This window comes from Bradyrhizobium sp. 23AC (genome assembly GCF_054863025.1).
On sequence record NZ_JAVAYN010000004.1, the window covers coordinates 400,922 to 420,043 of the forward strand.

General features: G+C 65.8%; 16 protein-coding genes. 9 read left to right on the top strand and 7 right to left on the bottom strand.

The genetic code is table 11. The features are described 5' to 3' along the window. Positions 1-61: 61 nt before the first annotated feature. The 3 genes from RAD10_RS13020 to RAD10_RS13030 all read right to left on the bottom strand — a co-directional run bounded on the left by RAD10_RS13020 (position 62) and on the right by RAD10_RS13030 (position 1,522). Entirely contained in the window at positions 62-733 is a 672-nt protein-coding gene (locus tag RAD10_RS13020) for an OmpA family protein (RefSeq protein WP_461617792.1), read from the bottom strand. Beyond that, complete coding sequence (locus RAD10_RS13025; RefSeq protein WP_028145495.1) at positions 733-1,149, bottom strand: hypothetical protein; 417 nt, start codon at positions 1,147-1,149, stop codon at positions 733-735. The genes RAD10_RS13020 and RAD10_RS13025 overlap by 1 nt, the downstream gene beginning before the upstream one ends. A gap of 88 nt (positions 1,150-1,237) precedes the next feature. Continuing rightward, positions 1,238-1,522 carry a type II toxin-antitoxin system HicB family antitoxin gene (locus RAD10_RS13030; RefSeq protein WP_461617793.1) on the bottom strand — a complete coding sequence of 95 codons (285 nt, stop codon included), beginning with the start codon at positions 1,520-1,522 and terminating at the stop codon, positions 1,238-1,240. Between the two features lie 92 nt (positions 1,523-1,614). On the opposite strand from RAD10_RS13030, the gene RAD10_RS13035 reads away from it, so the two are divergent. Next, complete coding sequence (locus RAD10_RS13035; protein WP_461617794.1) at positions 1,615-2,412, top strand: hypothetical protein; 798 nt, start codon at positions 1,615-1,617, stop codon at positions 2,410-2,412. Positions 2,413-2,438: 26 nt separating this feature from the next. Here RAD10_RS13035 and RAD10_RS13040 read toward each other — a convergent pair whose 3' ends face one another. Beyond that, entirely contained in the window at positions 2,439-5,060 is a 2,622-nt protein-coding gene (locus tag RAD10_RS13040) for an ATP-dependent helicase (protein ID WP_461617795.1), read from the bottom strand. A 237-nt stretch (positions 5,061-5,297) separates the two neighbouring features. Between RAD10_RS13040 and RAD10_RS13045 the strand changes: the two genes are divergently transcribed. Next, positions 5,298-5,471 carry a DUF1328 domain-containing protein gene (locus tag RAD10_RS13045; protein ID WP_018319670.1) on the top strand — a complete coding sequence of 58 codons (174 nt, stop codon included), beginning with the start codon at positions 5,298-5,300 and terminating at the stop codon, positions 5,469-5,471. Positions 5,472-5,487: 16 nt separating this feature from the next. Here the strand turns inward: RAD10_RS13045 and RAD10_RS13050 are convergent, their stop codons facing one another. Then, the gene (locus RAD10_RS13050) at positions 5,488-5,994 is read right to left on the bottom strand and encodes a thioesterase family protein (protein ID WP_461617796.1); all 507 of its coding nucleotides are present in this window, start codon (positions 5,992-5,994) and stop codon (positions 5,488-5,490) included. 84 nt (positions 5,995-6,078) lie between these two features. Between RAD10_RS13050 and RAD10_RS13055 the strand changes: the two genes are divergently transcribed. The 3 genes from RAD10_RS13055 (at position 6,079) to RAD10_RS13065 (ending at position 9,353) form a co-directional block, all read left to right on the top strand. Next, entirely contained in the window at positions 6,079-7,503 is a 1,425-nt protein-coding gene (locus tag RAD10_RS13055) for an FAD-binding oxidoreductase (RefSeq protein ID WP_461617797.1), read from the top strand. 133 nt (positions 7,504-7,636) lie between these two features. After that, positions 7,637-8,947 carry a Spy/CpxP family protein refolding chaperone gene (locus tag RAD10_RS13060; RefSeq protein WP_461617798.1) on the top strand — a complete coding sequence of 437 codons (1,311 nt, stop codon included), beginning with the start codon at positions 7,637-7,639 and terminating at the stop codon, positions 8,945-8,947. A 34-nt stretch (positions 8,948-8,981) separates the two neighbouring features. Then, on the top strand, positions 8,982-9,353 hold the full coding sequence (locus RAD10_RS13065; protein WP_461617799.1) for a hypothetical protein: 372 nt from the start codon (positions 8,982-8,984) through the stop codon (positions 9,351-9,353). Between the two features lie 52 nt (positions 9,354-9,405). On the opposite strand, the gene RAD10_RS13070 is transcribed toward RAD10_RS13065, so the two are convergent. Further along, positions 9,406-10,884 (bottom strand): caspase family protein, encoded by a 1,479-nt coding sequence (locus tag RAD10_RS13070; RefSeq protein ID WP_461617800.1) that lies wholly within the window; start codon positions 10,882-10,884, stop codon positions 9,406-9,408. Between the two features lie 426 nt (positions 10,885-11,310). On the opposite strand from RAD10_RS13070, the gene RAD10_RS13075 reads away from it, so the two are divergent. From RAD10_RS13075 to RAD10_RS13085, 3 genes are read left to right on the top strand one after another with little or no spacing between them, the layout of a single operon-like run. Beyond that, on the top strand, positions 11,311-12,342 hold the full coding sequence (locus RAD10_RS13075; protein ID WP_179736134.1) for a TRAP transporter substrate-binding protein: 1,032 nt from the start codon (positions 11,311-11,313) through the stop codon (positions 12,340-12,342). Beyond that, on the top strand, positions 12,342-14,216 hold the full coding sequence (locus RAD10_RS13080; protein ID WP_461617801.1) for a TRAP transporter large permease: 1,875 nt from the start codon (positions 12,342-12,344) through the stop codon (positions 14,214-14,216). Before RAD10_RS13075 ends, RAD10_RS13080 begins: the two co-directional genes overlap by 1 nt. A gap of 12 nt (positions 14,217-14,228) precedes the next feature. Further along, positions 14,229-15,206, top strand: a complete 978-nt coding sequence (locus RAD10_RS13085) for an NAD(P)-dependent oxidoreductase (protein ID WP_461617802.1) — start codon at positions 14,229-14,231, stop codon at positions 15,204-15,206. 7 nt (positions 15,207-15,213) lie between these two features. Here RAD10_RS13085 and RAD10_RS13090 read toward each other — a convergent pair whose 3' ends face one another. Continuing rightward, complete coding sequence (locus RAD10_RS13090; protein ID WP_461617803.1) at positions 15,214-16,380, bottom strand: ABC transporter substrate-binding protein; 1,167 nt, start codon at positions 16,378-16,380, stop codon at positions 15,214-15,216. Between the two features lie 328 nt (positions 16,381-16,708). Here RAD10_RS13090 and RAD10_RS13095 point away from each other — a divergent pair, with 328 nt between their 5' ends. Next, on the top strand, positions 16,709-19,099 hold the full coding sequence (locus RAD10_RS13095) for a bifunctional diguanylate cyclase/phosphodiesterase (protein WP_461617804.1): 2,391 nt from the start codon (positions 16,709-16,711) through the stop codon (positions 19,097-19,099). Positions 19,100-19,122 lie beyond the last annotated feature (23 nt).

Here is a 19,122-nt window from a genome sequence, read left to right on the forward strand (position 1 = left end):
GGACAGGCTACAAAACGATCAGGACTTCAAAGGGTTCCGTCGGGTGCGAAGCTGCGTTCGCTCAGCGTTTCTTGGCGGGCTTTTTCGCCGCAGGCGCAGGCGCCGCAGCCGGATGCGCAGGAGCGTCCTCGGGCACCTTGGCATAGGTCAGGATTTGCAACTGGCCGTTGACGGCCGAGGTTGGCTTGGCTCGGTCGAGAAACTGCTCCTCGCCGAGCCCGATCGGATGCAGCCGCTTGGTCGAGATCTTGAACGTGTTCACCAGCACGTCGCGGATCGCGTCGGCGCGGCGCTGGCTCAGGATCGCGTTGGCCTCGCGCGTCTTCGAGTTGGATTCGACGTGGCCGACGATCAGGAACGTGTAGGGCAGCAGCGAGGAATGAACCAGCGCGTCCGCGATGCGGCCGACGGTCTGGTAGGAGGCCGGCTGGATGATCGGCGTGTCGGCATCGAACTGGATCTGCGCGTTGAAGGCGGGCAGCTTGGCGAGGTCGGGCGCGATCGGCGGCCGGTTCACCGGACCCGGATCGTTCTTGATCCTGGCCTTGGCGCGCTCCATCACTTGCTGCTTCAGTGCGGGAAGATCGACCTCGGCGGCTTCTTCGAAATGGTTGAGCTTGCCGACGATGTCGTCGCGGGTCGGCGCCGCCGTCTGGGCGACGGCAGTGCCCGCGAGCAAAGCGAGACCGAGCGCGACCGCAGTTCCGGCAATGAGAAGCCTGCTCGCGCGCATCAGCGGTACCCCGCGTCGTCGACGGCTTTCAGGCAGTTGTTGCTGATGCCCTTGGGCGTCGAAACCAGGCAGGGGATCGACTTGCTGGTCTCCTTGGTCGAGCCGCCGCAGACCTTTACGATCTCGCGCTGGCAGGCGTTCGCCACCGTGACGCGCGCGGCGACGCGCTTTTGGATGGCGTCGAACGCGCCGAGATAGTCGCTCGCGCATTGCTGGGACAGCACGTCGCGATTGCGCGACAGGCACTCCTTCAGGCGGGTCGAATCCGGGTTGACGCCGCGGCAATTGGCGACGATTTCCGCACCGCAACTCTTGGCCAGCAGCCCGATCGAATCGCCAAAGCTCATGGTCTCCGCCGCCGCAAGCGACGGCATCCCCAATGCCAGCAAGATCAGTGTGATGGAGCCCCGGACCATGGCTGCATCTGATACGGGGAAGTTCGCGATGGTCAAGGGCTGTTCGGGCGAGAACTGTCGAACGTCCGGCGAGTGCGGCGAACAGTCCTCACTCCGCAGCGTCGAGGGGCGGCCATTCGATCAGGGCGACCGTGTGTTGCCGGAGGTCGTCGGCCACATCGGGGTCGGACTTGAGCTCGTCCAGCGTCCGCGGTGGGGGAAGCTGCTGGCCGTCCGCCATCAGCTCCTGCGCATAGAACGCGAGCGCCTCGGGCGCACTCTCCAGGGCCTCGTCGACGTCATCACCGCCGGAAATGCAGCCGGGCAGGTCGGGAAACCACAGGCTGACGGCGTCGGGGTCTGTGTCCTCGATGATGGCGATGTACTGAGGCATGGCAGAACGGATGGCCCGAAAGTTGTGCCGGGAGGTTTGATTTCAATTATGAGTACCTCATCTGCGGAGGTAAGCAATTGAGCAAATTGACGTTGGCCAAAGGCGTCGGCTCGTTCGTGTTTCGTGATGATGGAGCCGTCCCCCCGCCACGTGCGATGCGGGTCTTCTCATTTTGCCCCCGATCGAGCAGCCCGCGCACGCGCATCATCATGGCGATGCATGGCGTCGATCGCGCTGCCGCCGCGTTTCGCGATCTCCTCGCGCCGCAAGCCGAACGCAACGGGCAAATCGTGCTGGTCCCGGAGTTCGATCCGGATCAGTTCCCGGGCGTCCACGCGTACAATTTCGGCGGAGTGCGGCTGCCGCCGCCGGACAACACGGTCCTGCAGCGCGATCACTGGAATTTCGGGGTGATCGATCGGCTGTTTCACTATGTTCGACAGGCGACCGGGTCCAGCCGCGAGACCTTCGGCCTGTTCGGCAACTCCGCGGGCGCCCAATTCGTCTTGCGCAACGAGGCGACTTCCGTCGATCTGGCCGTTGCCGCCAATTGCGGATGCTACATGCTCCCGGACCTCGCCAAGGACTATCCGGATGGCATGGGAGGGATCGGCCTCAACGCAAGTCATTTGCGGAGGTATCTGGGGCGCTCGCTCGTCATCTTGCTGGGCGACGCCGACAACGACCCGGACGCCCCCGATCTGCCGCGCTGGGACGAGGCGATGGCTCAGGGGCCTCATCGCCTCTCGCGCGGTCTCTGGCATTTCCAACACTGTACCAAGCTGGCCAGGAGCCTTGGTGTGACGCTGGGCTGGAGGCTCGAAATCGCCCCTGGTGCACACGTCGACCAGCCGATCTACGACCAGGGCGCCAACATCTTGAACGGCTGAGTGGAGGGCTTTGCGTGCAAGGGCGCTCACGCCCGCTGCACAAAGCTGTCCACTACCTTCTTCTCGCCGGCCTTGTCGAAAGCAATGGTGAGCTTGTTGCCGTCGATCTTGGTGACGCGGCCGTAGCCGAATTTCTGGTGGAAGACGCGGTCGGACAGCGAGAATTCCGAGGTGGTGCCGGTTGATTTGGCGACCAACTCGCCCTCGATCGTCAGGGGACCGCGGCGGCGCGAGGAGAAGCTGCCGAAGTCGGGGCCGGATGACGAGGTGGATGAGAACGTCGAGGCCTGTTCCTCGAAGCCACCGCTTCCGCCGCCGCCACTGCGGCCGCCGCCCCGGTTGCGGTTGGCCTGGGCGCGCTGCCAGCCCGGGGTCGAATAGGTGGAGCCGAACGCCTCCATGTCGTCGAAACGCGAGGCGCCGTAGCCGCCGGTGCCGCCCCAGGCCGAGCCGCCCTTGGATTCGGTGATCTCGACATTGGCCGCCGGCAGCTCGTCGAGGAAGCGCGACGGGATCGTGGTCGACCAGGTGCCGTGGATGCGCCGGTTGGTGGCGAAATAGATCATGGCGCGGCGGCGGGCGCGGGTCAGGCCGACATGGCCGAGCCTGCGTTCTTCCTCGAGGCCGGCGCGGCCCTGTTCGTCCAGCGTGCGCTGGCTCGGGAACAGGCCTTCCTCCCAGCCGGGCAGGAACACGTTGTCGAATTCGAGGCCCTTGGCCGAGTGCAACGTCATCAGCGACACCGCGTCTTCGTCGGCGCCGCTGTCGCGGTCCATCACCAGCGAGATGTGTTCGAGGAACCCTTGCAGGTTCTCGAACTCCTCCATCGAGCGCACCAGCTCCTTCAGGTTTTCGAGCCGGCCCGCGGCGTCCGCCGAACGGTCCTTCTGCCACATCTCGGTATAGCCGCTCTCGTCGAGCACGATCTGGGCGAGGTCGGTGTGCGCGGTGACCTCGCGCTGGGCGCGCCAGCGGTCGAACTGGGCGACGACTTCGCGAAGCGAGCCGCGCGCCTTCGGCTTCAGCTCGTCGGTCTCGACCACCGCGCGGGCCGCCTCGAACAAGGGAATGCGGCGCTTGCGGGCGTGGTCGTGCAGCATCTGCACGGTGGCATCGCCGAGGCCTCGTTTGGGCACATTGACGATACGCTCAAAGGCAAGGTCGTCGGCCGGCGAGTTGATGACGCGTAAATACGCCAACGCGTCACGGATTTCGGCGCGCTCGTAGAAGCGTGGGCCGCCGATGACGCGATAGGGCAGGCCGAGCGTGACGAAGCGGTCTTCGAATTCGCGCATCTGATAGGAGGCGCGCACCAGGATCGCGATCTCGTTGAGCTTCTCGCCGCGGCGCTGGATCTGCTCGATCTCCTCGCCGATGCCGCGGGCTTCCTCTTCCGAATCCCACGAGCCCGTGACCGTGACCTTCTCGCCGTCCTGGTCCTCGGTGCGCAGCGTCTTGCCGAGCCGGCCTTCGTTGTGCGCGATCAGATGCGAGGCGGCGGCGAGGATGTGGCCGGTCGAGCGATAATTGCGCTCGAGGCGGATGACCTTGGCGCCGGGGAAATCGTGGTCGAAGCGCAGGATGTTGTCGACCTCGGCACCGCGCCAGCCATAGATCGACTGGTCGTCGTCGCCGACGCAGCAGATGTTTTTGGTGGGGCCGGCAGGAACAGCCGCGATCGCCGCTTGCTCGGTCATTCCGGGATGCGCCGAAGGCGCAGACCCGGAATCTAAAGCTGAGGACTCATCTCGAGATTCTCCGACGCGCAATTGCGCATCGTAATTCGCGTCTTCGACGCGTCCCGGAACGACGGCTTTGGTCGCCGCCGGCGCCTGCGACAGCAGCCGCAGCCACAGATATTGCGCGACGTTGGTGTCCTGATATTCGTCGACCAGAATATATTTGAAACGCTGCTGGTACTGCCTGAGGATATCCGGGTGCTCGCGGAAGATGCGTATGTTCTCCAGCAACAGATCGCCGAAATCGGCCGCGTTCAGAATCTTCAGCCGCTCCTGATAGCTCGCATAGAGCTTGCCGCCTTTGCCGTTGGCGAACATGGCGGCTTCGCCGGAGGGCACCTGCGACGGCATCAGGCCGCGGTTCTTCCAGCCGTCGATCAGGCCGGCGAGCATGCGTGCCGGCCAGCGCTTGTCGTCGATGTTCTCGGCCTGCAGCAGCTGCTTCAGCAGCCGCACCTGGTCGTCGACATCGAGCACGGTGAAATTCGACTTGAGCTGCGCCAGCTCGGCATGGACGCGGAGGATGCGGCCGCCGATGGAGTGGAAGGTGCCGAGCCACGGCATGCCCTCGACGGCGTGGCCGAGCATCTGGCCGAGCCGGTGCTTCATCTCGCGCGCGGCCTTGTTGGTGAAGGTCACCGACAGGATCTCGGCGGGGCGGGCGCGGCCCTGGCTCAGGATGTGGGCGATACGCGTCGTCAGCACGCGCGTCTTGCCGGTGCCGGCGCCGGCCAGCACCAGGACCGGGCCGTCCAGCGTCTCCACGGCCTCGCGCTGCTCCGGATTGAGCCCGGACAGATATTTCGGGCCCACCGAGGCGCGCGCACGCGCGGCTATGCCGCCGGCTGCGGGCTGGTGGTCGGGGACGTTCTGGGGCGTGATCTTGCTCGGCTCGGTCATGCGAATCATGGGCCCCACGATGGCACCGCGGGGTGGCGGAAGGGAGCCTTCTAACAGGGATTGGTGCCTATATGGGGCGGCGGAACGAGGTTTTCCACGTGCGGGGCACGTCAATTTGTTCCAGCGGTCCTCGCGAATTTCCACCCTGTCCGGGCCGGAACCATCGTTCTCGCCTCGAGATTGTCTGGACAGGTGGCGCGGCCAGCCGCGCCAGACGCAGACAGACATCAAGACGAGGGTTTGACCATGCTTGGCTGGGTTGTGACGTTTCTGGTTATCGCACTGATCGCCGGCATCCTGGGCTTCGGCGGCATCGCCGGCGCTTCGATCGAGATCGCCAAGATCATCTTCTTCATCGCGGTCGTTCTGTTCCTGGTCTCGGCCGTGGTCGGCCTGGCCCGCGGCCGCAACAGGGTATAGGCCGCCGGATCACGCGCTACCGCTTCGAGGGCATCGCCACGTTCCGGCCGATGCCCTCGGGGCGCGAGACCGCGCTGTGGGCCTTTGTGACCGCAGCGATGCGCTCGCTTATGTCCGGCGGAAAAGGCGCAACCTTGCGCGAGCTCATGTCCATGTGAAGCGACATGTTCTCGGACGTCGCCGACAGCCAGCCCTCGGTTGCGTGCCGCATCTCCTCGAACGTGTGCAGCCGCTTGTCGTCGGCCTCCAGCAGCCAGACCAGGATCTGCACGGGATCGCCGAGGTGGATCTCGCGCAAGTAACGCACATGGCATTCGGCAGTGAAGGTCGAACCGCCTCGCTCCTTCATGTAAGTCGGCCCGATGCCGAGCTCGGCCCAGAGCTGGTCGATCGCGCGGTCGAACATCACGTTGTAATAGGCCATGTTGAGATGGCCGTTATAGTCGATCCATTGCGGCTCGATCTGCATGATCGAGGCGCGGAACGGCTCGGCTTTGGGCGCTGAGGCGGTAGTCTCCGGCATGTTTCCTTCCAGCTATGCGTCCGGTCGCTTGACTTGACCGGTTTTATATCATTTGCCACGGTTCTTCTGTCGGGAGGAATGTCCGTGGGTACCACCATCACCAATAATCCGCCGCGGCCGGAGCCGAAAGCCCTTGCGAGCACGCTGGAGCAGCTTGCCGCACGCTTCGGCAACCGCCTCATCACCTCGCAGGCCGTGCGCGAGCAGCATGGCCATACCACCACCTGGATTCCCAACCAGCCGCCTGATGGCGTGGTGATGGCGCAGGAGACTGCCGACATCCAGGACGTGGTGCGGATCTGCGCCAAAAATCGCGTCCCCGTCATTCCTTTCGGCACCGGCACCTCGCTCGAGGGCCAGGTCAACGCGCCGGCCGGCGGTATCTCGATCGACCTGCGCGACATGAATAAGGTGCTCGCGGTGCATGCCGAGGACCTCGATTGCGTGATCCAGCCCGGTGTCACCCGCAAGGCGCTGAACGAGCATCTACGCGACCAGGGCCTGTTCTTCCCGATCGATCCCGGCGCGGATGCCTCGCTCGGCGGCATGGCCTCGACCCGCGCTTCCGGCACCAATGCGGTGCGCTACGGCACCATCCGCGAGAGCGTGCTGGCGCTGAAGGTGGTGCGCGGCGACGGCGAGATCATCACCACGGGCACGCGCGCCAAGAAGTCATCCGCCGGCTACGACCTCACCCATCTGTTCGTCGGCGCCGAAGGCACGCTCGGCATCATCTCGGAATTGACCATCCGCCTGCGCGGCATCCCCGAGACGATCGCGGCCGGTGCGGTGTCGTTCGAGAGCGTGCACGGGGCCTGTCAGGCCGTGATCCTGGCGATCCAGACCGGCATTCCCGTGGCGCGCATCGAGCTGCTCAACGCCGCGCAGGTGCAAGCCTGTAACGCCTATTCGAAGTTGACGCTGCCGGAGACGCCGCTGCTCCTGATGGAATTCCACGGCAGCGAGATCGAAGTCGCCGAGCAGTCCAAGGCCTTCGGCGAGATCGCAAAGGACTGCGGCGGCGGCGAATTCTCCTGGACCACCAAGCCGGAGGACCGCACGAAACTGTGGCAGGCGCGGCACGATGCCTATTGGTCCGTGAAGGCGCTGCGGCCCGGTGATAGCATCGGCGTGGTCGCGACCGACGTCTGCGTGCCGATCTCGCGGCTCGCCGATTGCGTCAGCGAGACCGAGGAAGATCTCAAGCGGCTCAACCTGCTGTCGCCGATCGTCGGCCATGTCGGCGACGGTAATTTCCATTGCTCGCTGGTCTGCGACACCAAGGATGCCGCCGAGATGGCGCGCGGCGAAGAGTTCATGCATCGCCTGGTCGAGCGCGCGCAGGCGATGGACGGCACCTGCACCGGCGAGCACGGCATCGGCCAGGGCAAGCAGAAATACCTCCAGGCAGAGCTCGGCCCCGAGGCGCTCGATGCGATGCGGGCACTGAAGAAGGCACTCGATCCGCTCAACATCTTCAATCCCGGCAAGATTGTGCCGGAGGCGTAGGCCTTCGGCACAACAAAGCCGCCGCAAGGCCGATGCCGTCCACCGGTCGGGGCGGGAACTTTCGGCAATCCTGTCGGTTCCAATTCCCGCCAAGTTCCGATGCCTCAATGGCGCGGCTCTGCGGGAGGATGCGATGGTGCGACCGGTCATTGGAATTGCCGCGATGGCGCTTGCCTGCATGCTGGCGGGCGCGGCTCTGGCCAAGGGCGGCCATGGGGGCGGACATGGAGGCGGACATGGCGGTGGCCATGGAGGCGGGCACGGCGGTGGCCATCACGGCGGCGGACATTTCCGTGGCCACGGCGGTGGACATGGGCATGCCGGCGGGCATCATCGCGGCATGCGGTTCACGTCCGGGGTCCGACGCGGCGGGCCCAACTTCGGTCAGATCCGCAATGCGGCGATCCGCCCCGCGAGCTTCCGCAACGCCCTGAACACCAGCGCATTCCGGAATGGCCGGCTGATCAGCAATCCGGCAGCGCGTACACAGATCGTGGCAGCGGCCGCATTGGCCGGCTGGAGCGGCGCAAGCAGCGGATGGTGGCAGCATGCGGGCGGCGGCTATGGCTGGGTCGGGCCGCTGTTCTGGCCGTTCGCCTATAACGACCTTTACGACTACACGATCTGGGGCGACGGGCTCGGCTTCTGGGGTTACGGTTACCCCGACATCTATGCAGGCATTTTCGGCCCCTATGGCTATGATCGCCTGTCGGCCTATCTGCCGCAGCAACCGCAGGGACGACGACGGGCGCGTAGCGCACCGCTCGATCAGCTCTGCGGCAGTGACCGCCGTGCCATCGCAGGTCTGCCGATCGATCAGATCGCATCCGCGGTGCAGCCGACAGATGCGCAGGGCGCCGCTCTCGATGCGCTCGGCAATGCCTCAGTCGACGCGGCAGCGCTGATCCGCACATCCTGTCCGACGCAGGTCGCAGCGACGGCGCCCGGTCGGCTCGCAGCGATGCAGCAGCGCATCGAGGCGATGCAGAAGGCTGTCGAGCTGGTCCAGCCCGCGCTCGACCAATTCTATGGCTCGCTGAACGACGAGCAGAAGGCGCGCTTCAATGCGCTGGCCGATGATCAGCGTCGTGCGACGGCATCGAACAATGCGAGGGAAGCGTCGGTGCAGTCTTGCAATGTGACCGCCGCGTTCGATTGGCCCGGTGCTGCGATCGACGAGAGGCTTCGTCCGAGCGACACCCAGCGCGCGGCGCTCCAGGTGCTCCAGGATACAAGCGCCAAGGTCAGCGCATCGCTCAAGGCGGGCTGCGAGCCCAATGACGTGATGACACCGCCGGCACGCATGGCCACAATCCGCAAACGGCTCGATGCGATGCTGGACGGGATCAAGTCGGTGCGCGCGGCGCTCGATGATTTCTACGCCACGCTCAACGACGAGCAGAAGGCGCAGTTCGAGGCCATCGGGCCGCGCCGCACGTCCTGAACGGTGCAAGCCAATAAAGGCCACGGGTGGGGCAATGAAGTGGTTCGCAAGGCGGCAGCCGGCCGACATCTGGGATGAGCCGATCCAGGGACCGATCGGCGATATCGACGCGGCGGAGCGCATTCGTAGCATCTGCGAGGCTGCGAGAGCGGGCGCGGAGGCTGTCGGAGGCTCCGCACAGGCTGATAAGCGCGAACGTGAGCGCTTTGAACGTGCAGCCCGCGTCGCGATGGAAATTGCGATGAAGATCGCAGACGATCTGATGCGCGACGATGCGGTCCGCCGCATCGTCGACCTCTGCGTGAAGGCAAATGATATCAAGACGGCGCAGATCCTGTTTCGCGCGATCCAGGCCGGCTGGATCCGGGAGGCCGTCCAACACGACTATCCGGCGCTGGCGCAGTAGATCCGGCTCGCGCGTCGGGCGCGAGCCAGATCAATGTCTATGCTGGACAGTCTCAGTATCTGCGGTAGTCGCCGCGATAATGGTCGCCGCCGCCGCGGCCGCCCATTCCAATGCCGATCCCGATACCGACGCCGATGCCTTGCATGACGGCGGCTGGCGGCGGCCCCGGGGGCGGCGCGCGCTCGTAGACCACTTCCTCAGGCGGCGGCCGGCGCTTCGGCGGTGTCTCGACCACCTTGCGCTTGGGCGGAGTGTCGTCGACGCGCTTCTTGATCACGGGCGCGACGCTCGGATTGACGGGCGTTGCCGGGCTCGACGGCGTCGAGCACGGGCAGGTCGGCGCCATCGCGACGGCGACCGGGGCAGGGCTCGCGGCGGCGGCGATGGGGACGCCGTAGTTGCGGTTCTGGACGCGGAGCAGCAGCCTGCGCGCGGTTGCCGCGAGATCGCTGTTGTCCCAGTTCGCAAGATAAGCCTCGAACGAGGCGCGGGTGTTGATCGCGGTTGCGCGTTCCCAGGCCAGCATCTGGCGTCGCCGTTCCAGCACCGTGCGCAAGCGCGGCGTGCGGGTGTCCTGAGCGTACAGCTCGATATAGGCCTGATACGCCGGCACCGTGTCGTCGGTGATGACGAGTTCATAGGCGACCATGGCCGGCTTGCCCTGCAAGTCCCTGCGCCAGTCCTCGACGCTGCGCGTGCCGCTGGCGAGCGCCATCGAGGAGGCGCCCGGCATGGCCGGCTGGCTGCCGCTGCTCTCGCCGAAGAACTTGAAGTCCGTCGTCAGCGAGGAGCTTTCCCAGGGGATCTGCCGTCCGTCGGTCGATTGCGCGACGGCGACGCGGATGCGCTTGAACACTTCCTCGATCGGCAAATTGGGCTGCTTGGCAACGGTCAGCGCCGCCGTGGTGTAGGGGCTGTCGATGCCGCTGCCGTCCTCGGCCTCGGCGCCGGGCGAGGTCGAATAGGAGATGAAGGAGCCCGGCGCGCCGGCCTTGGTGTCGACGATCGCAAGCCCGTGGCCGGCGCCGCTGAGCGCCGGGAACGGATTGTTGCGGCAGGCATCGAGCATGAAGATGCGCGCTCGCGTCGGCAGCGCGCCGAGCGTGTTGAGCATGTCGTTCAGCCGCACGCCCTGAAGCGGAATATCGGCCTCGCGCTTGGGATCGAGATCGACCGGCACCAGGTAGTTCTCGCCATCGATCTGCAGGCCATGGCCGGCATAGAACACCAGCGCCACCGTGTCGGCGCCGCTGGCGCTGACCTTGCCGGCGAAATCCGAGATCGCCGCGCGCATCTCGTTCTGCGCCAGGTTGGCGGCCGTGGTGACGGTGAAGCCGGCATTGCCGAGCAGCTCCGTCATGCCCTTGGCGTCGTTGGCGGCGTTGGGCAGCTCGGGCACGGTGCGATAGGCGGATTGGCCGATCACCAGCGCGAGCCGCGCTTCGGCCGCGGCCTCCGCCGGTGTCATCAACTGTGCGAGCGCAAGAAAACCGGATGCAAGAAGCAAACTGGGAAAGGCTGGACGGCGCATGATGTCACCTCCATCGGCAATACGTGCGATGATGTCACTTTTTCTAGGGGGCCGCCATGCGCCTGTCTGTGCACTGGATCACGCTCGGTGTGTGGCAAAATGGGGCAGGGTGTCCGCCGGAGCCTGAAGGGCATCGTTCTGGGCTCATCCATGTGAATTGCGCATTGATCCATGCTCCAATTGGATCGATGCCGGGCCCACGCGAAAGCGCCCTCGCGCAGATGAGGCCACAAGCTGATCCTCGTCGCAAATCCCGGGGATCATAGTCGTTTCGGAGCGCTCACGGACTGACGGAACGCGCCGCGGGCGCGCTCTGCGGCGACCGACCGCCACGCTTGCCTGCGTCGTCGCTTTGGCCATACAGTCCGCGCAACAGGCCACGGCAACGACCGCGGCGAACAAAAATAATGTGGGAGAGACCGCACCATGACCATCGTGCCCGTGAACCGTCGCGCGTTCATCAAGTCATCGGCGGCGGTCACCGCCGGCCTCGTGCTCTCCCCCGCCATCATCGGCCGCGCCGAAGCCGCGACGCTCAAGCTGAAATGCTCCTCCTCGCTGCCGAACGATCCGAAATTTGCCAACGGCCGCGTCTACTACGACAACCTCGTCAAGAATTTGAAGGGCAACGGCCTCGGCGAGCAGATCGAGGTCGCTTTCTTCCCCGACAACCAACTTGGCCAGGAGATCGACGTCATCAACTCGGTGAAGCTCGGCGTCATCGATCTCATGGTGTCGGGCTCCTCGATCTCGGCCAATCTGGTGCCGCTGGTCGGCACCTACGATCTCGGCTTTCTGTTCTCCAGCTTCCCGCAGCAGACCAAGGCGTTCGATGCCGGCGCCGCCAAGCCGATCGAAGACGCCCTGCTCAAGGGCGGCAACATCCGCATCATCGCCTGGGCCTATAATTTCGGCTCGCGCAGCGTGCTGGCGAAGAAGCCGGTGAAGACGCCGGAAGATCTCGCCGGGCTCAAGATCAGGACGCTGCCCAACCCAGTCATCACGGAATGCCTGCGGCTGATGGGCGCCGCCGCGACGCCGCTGGCCTTCGGCGAAATCTACACGGCGTTGCAGGCCGGCGTGCTTGACGGCCTGGAGCACGATCCGCCGACGATCCTGGCCAGCAAGTTCTTCGAGACGGCCAAATTCTACGCCCTGACGCAGCATAATTTCTCGCCGCTTGCGATCTACTTCAGCGACATGACCTACAACCGCATGGACCCGAAGCTGCGCGAGGGCTTTCTCGATGCCGCGAAGAAGGCCGCGGCCGACACGCGTGCGCATGGGCTTGCGGTCGAGAAGGAGGCGCTGGCGGCCTTGACCGAGAAGGGCGTGACGGTTGCCGAATGCGACCGCGAGGCCTTCAAGAAGCGGGTCGCGCCGCAGATCGAGAACTTCATCAAGGCCCGTCCGGAGTCCAAGGCCGTCATCGACATCATCCGCGCGACGCAAGCCTGATGGCCAGGTCTGAGATGGTGGTGACGGCCGCCGTGCCCCTCTCGGCCGGCCGCCACGGTAGCATCGCCCTGCTGCTTCGGCTCAGCGATGCGATCGCGGCCATCCTGCTCGCCGCCGATCTCGCGGTGGTCTGCGTCTCGGTGCTGCTGCGTTTCTTCTTCAACGCGCCGGTCGAATGGTCCGACGACGTCGCACGCGGATTGATGGTCGGCTCGGCCTTCTTCGGTGCGGCGAGCGCGCTCGCGCGCGGCGAGAATGTCGGTGTCTCCTTCTTCCGCGATCTCCTGCCGCTGCGCCTGCGCGCGCTGGTCGATGCCGCCGGCGCGCTGCTGGTCGTGCTGATCTCCGGCTACGTCGCCTACAACGCCATCAAGCTGGGTTCGCTCACAGCAGGCCAGACCACCGGCTCCGGCCTGCCGCTGGAGCTGACCTTCTATCCGATGGGCGTCGGCGCGCTGTTCATGACGGTGTTCGCGATCGACCATCTCTGCGCGAGGCCGCTTCCCGACATCGTCAGGGGGCTCGTTGCGATCATCATCGTCACCGGCCTTTATCTGGCTTGGGATTACCTGTCGCCGTCCTCGGTGCCGTCGGCGGGCACCTTGATGCTGATCGGCTTCTTCGTGACGCTGTTCGGCGGCTTGCCGATCGGTTTTGCGCTGGCGCTCGCCGCGCTGATCTTCATCTGGGTCGAGGGCGCCCTGCCCGGCGTCATCTTCGCCCAGCAGATGGCGCGCGGCATCGACAATTTCGTGCTGCTTGCGATCCCGTTCTTCATTCTCGTCGGCTACCTCATGGAAGCCAACGGCATGTCGGTGCGGTTGATCGAGCTGTTGCAGCGCGCGGTGGGCCGCATACGCGGCGGCCTCAACGTCGTCATGGTCGCTTCCATGGTGCTGTTCTCGGGCATCTCGGGTTCGAAGATGGCCGATGTCGCCGCGGTCGGCTCGGTCTTGATCCCGGCGGCGCGCCGATCGAAGCAGAACCCCGGCGGCGCGGTGGCGCTGCTGGCGGCGTCCGCGGTGATGGCGGAGACCATTCCGCCCTGCATCAACCTCATCATTCTGGGCTTTGTGGCCAATTTGTCGATCGGCGGCCTGTTCGTCGCCGGGCTCTTGCCGTCGGCGCTGATGGCGCTGGTGCTGATTGCGGTCTCCATCATCTTCGGCAAGCGGCCGGACAAGGTCGAGGACGTCGAGCCGCAGATGCCGGTGTCGGGGCTGTGGAGCGGCGCGATCGCCTCGTTCGGCCTGATCTTCATGATCTTCTTCGGCTTCAAGAGCGGCTTTGCCACCGCGACCGAGATCTCGGCCTTCGCCGTGGCCTATGCGCTCGTGGTCGGCAGCGTGGTGTTCCGCGAGCTCAGCTTCAAATCGGCAGCGCACAGTTTCGTGCAGGCGGCGACGCGCGCCGGTCTCGTGCTGTTCATCGTCGCCGCCGCGCAGTCGCTCGCATTCACGCTGACCTTGCAGCAGGTGCCGCATGCGGTCGGCGATTTCATGCTCGGATTGTCGAAGACCTCAGGCGTCTGGCTGTTCATCCTGCTCGCGATCGCCGTGCTGATCGTGATGGGCTCGGTGCTGGAGGGCGCTGCCGCGCTGATCATCTTCGGGCCGCTGCTGTTGCCGGTCGCGGTGCAGCTCGGCGTCGATCCCCTGCATTTCGGCGTCGTGCTGGTCATCGCCATGGGCATCGGCCTGTTCGCGCCGCCGCTCGGGCTCGGGCTCTACGGCGCCTGCCTGATCGGCAACGTCCCGATCGAGCAGACGGTGAAGCCGATCATGGGCTATCTCGGGCTGTTGTTCCTCTGCCTGCTCGTCATCGCCTTCGTGCCATGGCTGAGCACCGCGCTGCCGCGGGCATTCGGCTATTGAAGGAGTTTTGTCGTGAAGGTTCTGCTCGCTCACACACCGGAGATGCGGCGCAATTACTATGGCGATCGCAGCCTGAGCGGCCTGCGCTCGGCCGCCGAGGTGATCCTGCACGAGAGCGATGAAACCCTGGACGCTGCGGGGCTCGTGCGCGCTGCGCAACATGCCGACATCATCGTCGCCGATCGCATGACGGAAGGGCGCGGCGAGATCTTTGCGCAATTGCCGCGCCTGCGGGCCTTCGTCCGCTGCGCGGTCGATATCCGCAACGTCAATGTGGAAGCGGCTTCAAACGCCGGCGTGCTCGTGACCCGCGCCGGGCCCGGCTTCGTGCAGGCGGTCGCTGAGCTCGCGCTCGGCTTCATGGTTGATCTCTCCCGCGGCGTCTCGCGGGCGACGGCGGACTACCAGGCCGGCCGCAAGGTCGAGGCGCGGATGGGCCGCCAGCTCGCCGGCAGCAAAATCGGCATCATCGGTTACGGCAGCATCGGCCGCTATCTCGCCGAGATCGCAAAAGTGCTGCGCATGGAGGTGCTGGTCGCCGATCCCTTCACAACCGTCAGCGACGCGGCGATCCGGCAGGTCGGTCTCGACGAGCTCCTCGCCGCGTCGGACTATGTGGTCTGCCTCGCGATCGCCAACGAGCAGACCGAGAATTTGATCGGCGAAGCGGCGCTGGGGCGCATGCAGAAGCACGCAGTCTTCGTCAATCTCTCGCGCGGCAATCTCGTCGACGAGGCAGCATTGGCGCGCGCGTTGCTAGAGCATCGCATCGCCGGCGCGGCGATGGATGTCGGTCGCGCGCCCGACCAGATGCCGACGCCGGAGCTGGCGAAGCTCCCCAACGTCATCGCGACGCCGCATGTCGGCGGGCTGACGCCGCAGGCGATCGAATATCAGTCGCTGGAAACGGTTCGGCAGGTGGAGGCGATCGTCAAGGGCGAGATCCCGCCGGGTGCCGTCAACGCCGAGCGCTGGACGCGGCGGCCGTGAAGCGGCCTCATAGCCGGTCCACTGCCTTGAACGTCCCGTCCTTCTGGATCACCGTCAAAAACACCTTCGGCGGCGTGTCGATCATGCGCAGGCCGACGGTGACGGCGCTGCCGCTGATGTCGAAGCGGCCGACATCGTTGATCGCGCGCAGCAGGTTTGCGCGCGTCGGTTTTGGTCCGGCCTGTTCCAGCGCCGCGGCCGCGAGGCGGCCGGAGAGATAGCCTTCCAGCGACACGAAGTCCGGTGTCAGCGTCGGATCGAACGCCTTCTGCGCCGCCTGGTAGTCGGCGACGAGCTTGAGCGAGCGATCCCATGGAAACGGCACGACCTGCGAGACGATGACGCCTTCACCCTCGGGGCCCAGCTCCTTGGCCAGCGCATTGGCGCCGACGAAGGAGACGTTGACGAAGGTCGGATGGAAGCCGCTGCGGTGCGCGAGCTTGATGAACTCTGCGCAGGGCCCATAGGTTCCGACCATCACGATGGCCTCGGGTTCTGCGCGCCTGATCACCCGCCAGGCCGCGGTGACCGCGCGGGTGTTGCGCTCGAACGTGCCTTCGGCGGCGAGCTCGAGGCCGCGCTTGGCGAGCGCGCGCTTGACGCCCCTCAGACCGTCGCGGCCGAAGGAATCGTCCTGGTAAAAGATGCCGATGCGGGTGAAGTGGCGATCCTCGGTGAGGTGCTTGATCCACGCCTCGGCCTCCGCACCGTAGCTCGCGCGGATGTTGACGACGTTGGCAAGCTCGAGGTCGCGCAGGAATTCGGCGCCGCTGAACGGGCCGATGAAGGGAACGTTCCTGGCGCTGGTGATCGGAATTGTCGCCATCGCGGTCGGCGTACCCACCGCGCCGATCAGCGCGAACACCTTGTCGTCCTCGATCAGGTGCAGCGTCTGCGCCACCGAACGGTCGGGGTCGTAGCCGTCGTCGCGGCTGATGAGCTGGAGCTTGCGGCCGTGGACCCCGCCCTTGGCGTTGATCTCGGTGAATGCCGCGACGATGCCTTGCCGCATGCGCTGTCCGAGCGCGGAGGAGGGGCCCTCCAGCGCGGCGGCCTGGCCGAACAGGATCGCATCCTCGCTGACGCCGGCCTCGTCGGCTCCGGCTGCGAGCATGGTCGCGGCGAGGAGTGCGACGGTCAGGACGAGGGATGTCGCTGATCGAAATCGATACATCGGGGACGTCTTGCCGAATGATGGGAGGAGCCTCGCGCAACATATTCCCGCGAGCCTGAATAGCTCGCTAACCGGCGACGTGTCGGCAGCCCGTATTACTCCGGGCAAAACCGGCAACTTGTTTCCACAATGCCGGATCATTCGGGCACTTCATTAACTAATTCACGCGTTGCGGAATGGAGGGGTTCCGAAATTGTGCAGTTCTTAACCGCGGTCTTGTTCCGATAGCGGCGCCGGCACCTCAACCAGAGGTTCGGTTCGTCGGGGACAGGGGGACGGCGGCTTCAAGATGGGCGATCGCGATCAGAACGATCAGGATCGGAGGCGTATGACCGGATGGTGGCGTGCCGCGCCGCTGCTCGGGCTGTACCGCCCTGCGCTCGTCGCGGTCGGCGTCGGTCTTCTGTTTTCGGTCGTGGGCGCGGCCGCCGTGGCGCGGTGGGAGGATCGCGTCAACAGGATTGAGTTCGAGAACGCGGCCGAAACCGAAGCGATCGTCGTGCAGAACGGCATGGGCGAATACATCTCCAGGCTCGTCGCGCTGCGCACGCTGTTCGAATCGACCAACGACGAGGTCACCCGCAGCGAGTTCGAGACCTTCAGCGCCCGCCTGTTCGAGCGCCATCCCGGCATGCTGCGCATTGCCTGGCTGCCGCGCGTCAACCGCAAGGAGCGCGCCGAATACGAGGCCGCGGCGATCGCGGACGGCGTGTCCGGCTATCGCATCAAGTCGCTCCAGAGCGCGGGCTTTGCGACGGCGCCGCAGAGCGACGAGTACTTTCCGGTGTTCTACTCGACCCAGCCGAAGACCTCGCCGGTCTACGGCATGGATTACGCCACCGTTCCGGAGCGCCGCTCGGTGCTGGAGCGGGCGCGCGACAGCGACAAGGTCGCGGCCATTCGCACGCGCCTGTTCGAGCCGAAGGAGGGGGGCCGGCTGCCTGACGTCCTCGTTGCCATTCCCGTCTACGCCAAGGGAACGTCGCGCGAGACGGTTGCGGACCGGCGCCGCAATCTGGCCGGCTTCGTGGTCGGCGTCTTCGATCTGCCGCTGCTGATCCAGGCCATTCGCGTCACGACCGGGGCAAGCCCGGCGGTCAGCATGAATGTCTACCCACCCTTCACGGCGCAGATCGTCAGCCTGGAGCAGATGCTTCCGGATTATTCCTCGGCGGCCACGGCGCCGCAGTCGATGCGGGACGTCGCGCGGGCGCTGCACTGGTCGGGCACTCTCAAGATCGGCGATACCGATTGGCAGGTGCGGGCGGTTCCAACCGCGGGCGGCCCGCTGGAGACGACTTACGATCGCGCCGGCGCCGTGCTGATCGTCGGCTTGCTGCTGACGCTGTCGCTGTCGACCTATCTCATGCTCGCGAGCCGCAATTCGCGGCGGCTGTCGCTGGCCAACCGGCGAGTGCTCGAGCTCGCCCAGACCGACATCCTGACCGGACTGCCGAACCGCGCCTTCTTCCTCACCCGGCTCGATGAGATGAACAGCCAGCTGAGCGTGCGGGGCCTGCCGTTCTCGATCCTGATGCTCGACCTCGACCGCTTCAAGAACGTCAACGACTCCCTCGGTCACGGCGCCGGCGATGCATTGCTGCGCCAGGTGGCGCAGCGGCTGAAATCCGCCGTGCGCGCCAACGACGTGCTGGCGCGGCTCGGCGGCGACGAGTTCGCCATCATCCAGGAAGCCGGCGAGGATCAGCGCGCCTGCTCGACCGAGCTGGCGGCGCGGATCGCCAAGCTCTTGACCGAACCGTTCCTGCTGCCGGGTCATCGCGTCGAGATCGGCACCAGCATCGGCATCGCCATCGCGCCGGATCACGGCAGCGATCAGGAGCAATTGCTGAAGAAGGCCGACCTTGCGCTCTATCGTTCGAAATCGGCAGGCCGCAACTGCTTCACCATCTACGACGAGGCGATGTCGGCCGAGCTGGAGGCCCGCAACACGCTGGAGGGGGATCTGCGCGATGCCATCGCGCGGTGCCAGCTGGAGGTGCACTACCAGCCGTTCGTCGACGCCCTCAGCGGCGCACGGCGCGGCTTCGAGGCGCTGGTGCGCTGGCGGCATCCGACACGCGGCCTGATCCCTCCGGACCAGTTCATTTCGCTTGCGGAGGAGACCGGGCTGATCGTGCCGCTCGGCGAATTCGTGCTGCGGCGCGCCTGCGCGGATGCGGCCGGCTGGCCATCGGATCTCGCGGTCGCCGTCAATTTGTCGCCGATCCAGTTCAAGGAGGCCCGGCTGTTCGAGGTGATCTGCGCGGCGCTCGCCGATTCCGGCCTGCCGCCCCAGCGGCTGGAGATCGAGATCACGGAATCCGTGCTGCTGGAGCGCGGCGGCGAGAACCACGCCTTCATGCAGCGGCTGAAGCAGCTCGGCGTCGAGCTCGCGCTCGACGATTTCGGCACCGGCTATTCCTCGCTCAGCTATCTGACGGCGTTCCCGTTCGACAAGATCAAGATCGACAAGTCGTTCATCCGCAACCTCACCCAGCAGCCGCGCAGCTCCGCCATCATTTCCTCGATCGTGACGCTGGCGCGTGGGCTGGACATGTCGGTCACCGCCGAGGGCGTCGAGACCCGCGAGGAGTACGAGCGGCTGAAGGCGCTCGGCGTCAATTTCGCGCAAGGCTATCTGTTCGGCCGCCCGCAGCCGATCGAGCGGATCCTGTTCGACGCACCGGCCAAACCCTCACGGCGCGACGCCGCCTGAGATCGCCCCGACGCATCTCGCTC

Coding starts and splice junctions, on each gene's coding strand:
- RAD10_RS13020 (WP_461617792.1), bottom strand. CDS start 733: ATGCGCGCGAGCAGGCTTCTCATTGCCGGAACTGCGGTCGCGCTCGGT.
- RAD10_RS13050 (WP_461617796.1), bottom strand. CDS start 5,994: ATGCCGGAGACTACCGCCTCAGCGCCCAAAGCCGAGCCGTTCCGCGCC.
- RAD10_RS13080 (WP_461617801.1), top strand. CDS start 12,342: ATGGCCAGGTCTGAGATGGTGGTGACGGCCGCCGTGCCCCTCTCGGCC.
- RAD10_RS13075 (WP_179736134.1), top strand. CDS start 11,311: ATGACCATCGTGCCCGTGAACCGTCGCGCGTTCATCAAGTCATCGGCG.
- RAD10_RS13095 (WP_461617804.1), top strand. CDS start 16,709: ATGACCGGATGGTGGCGTGCCGCGCCGCTGCTCGGGCTGTACCGCCCT.
- RAD10_RS13045 (WP_018319670.1), top strand. CDS start 5,298: ATGCTTGGCTGGGTTGTGACGTTTCTGGTTATCGCACTGATCGCCGGC.
- RAD10_RS13090 (WP_461617803.1), bottom strand. CDS start 16,380: ATGTATCGATTTCGATCAGCGACATCCCTCGTCCTGACCGTCGCACTC.
- RAD10_RS13060 (WP_461617798.1), top strand. CDS start 7,637: ATGGTGCGACCGGTCATTGGAATTGCCGCGATGGCGCTTGCCTGCATG.
- RAD10_RS13065 (WP_461617799.1), top strand. CDS start 8,982: ATGAAGTGGTTCGCAAGGCGGCAGCCGGCCGACATCTGGGATGAGCCG.
- RAD10_RS13070 (WP_461617800.1), bottom strand. CDS start 10,884: ATGCGCCGTCCAGCCTTTCCCAGTTTGCTTCTTGCATCCGGTTTTCTT.
- RAD10_RS13025 (WP_028145495.1), bottom strand. CDS start 1,149: ATGGTCCGGGGCTCCATCACACTGATCTTGCTGGCATTGGGGATGCCG.
- RAD10_RS13030 (WP_461617793.1), bottom strand. CDS start 1,522: ATGCCTCAGTACATCGCCATCATCGAGGACACAGACCCCGACGCCGTC.
- RAD10_RS13040 (WP_461617795.1), bottom strand. CDS start 5,060: ATGATTCGCATGACCGAGCCGAGCAAGATCACGCCCCAGAACGTCCCC.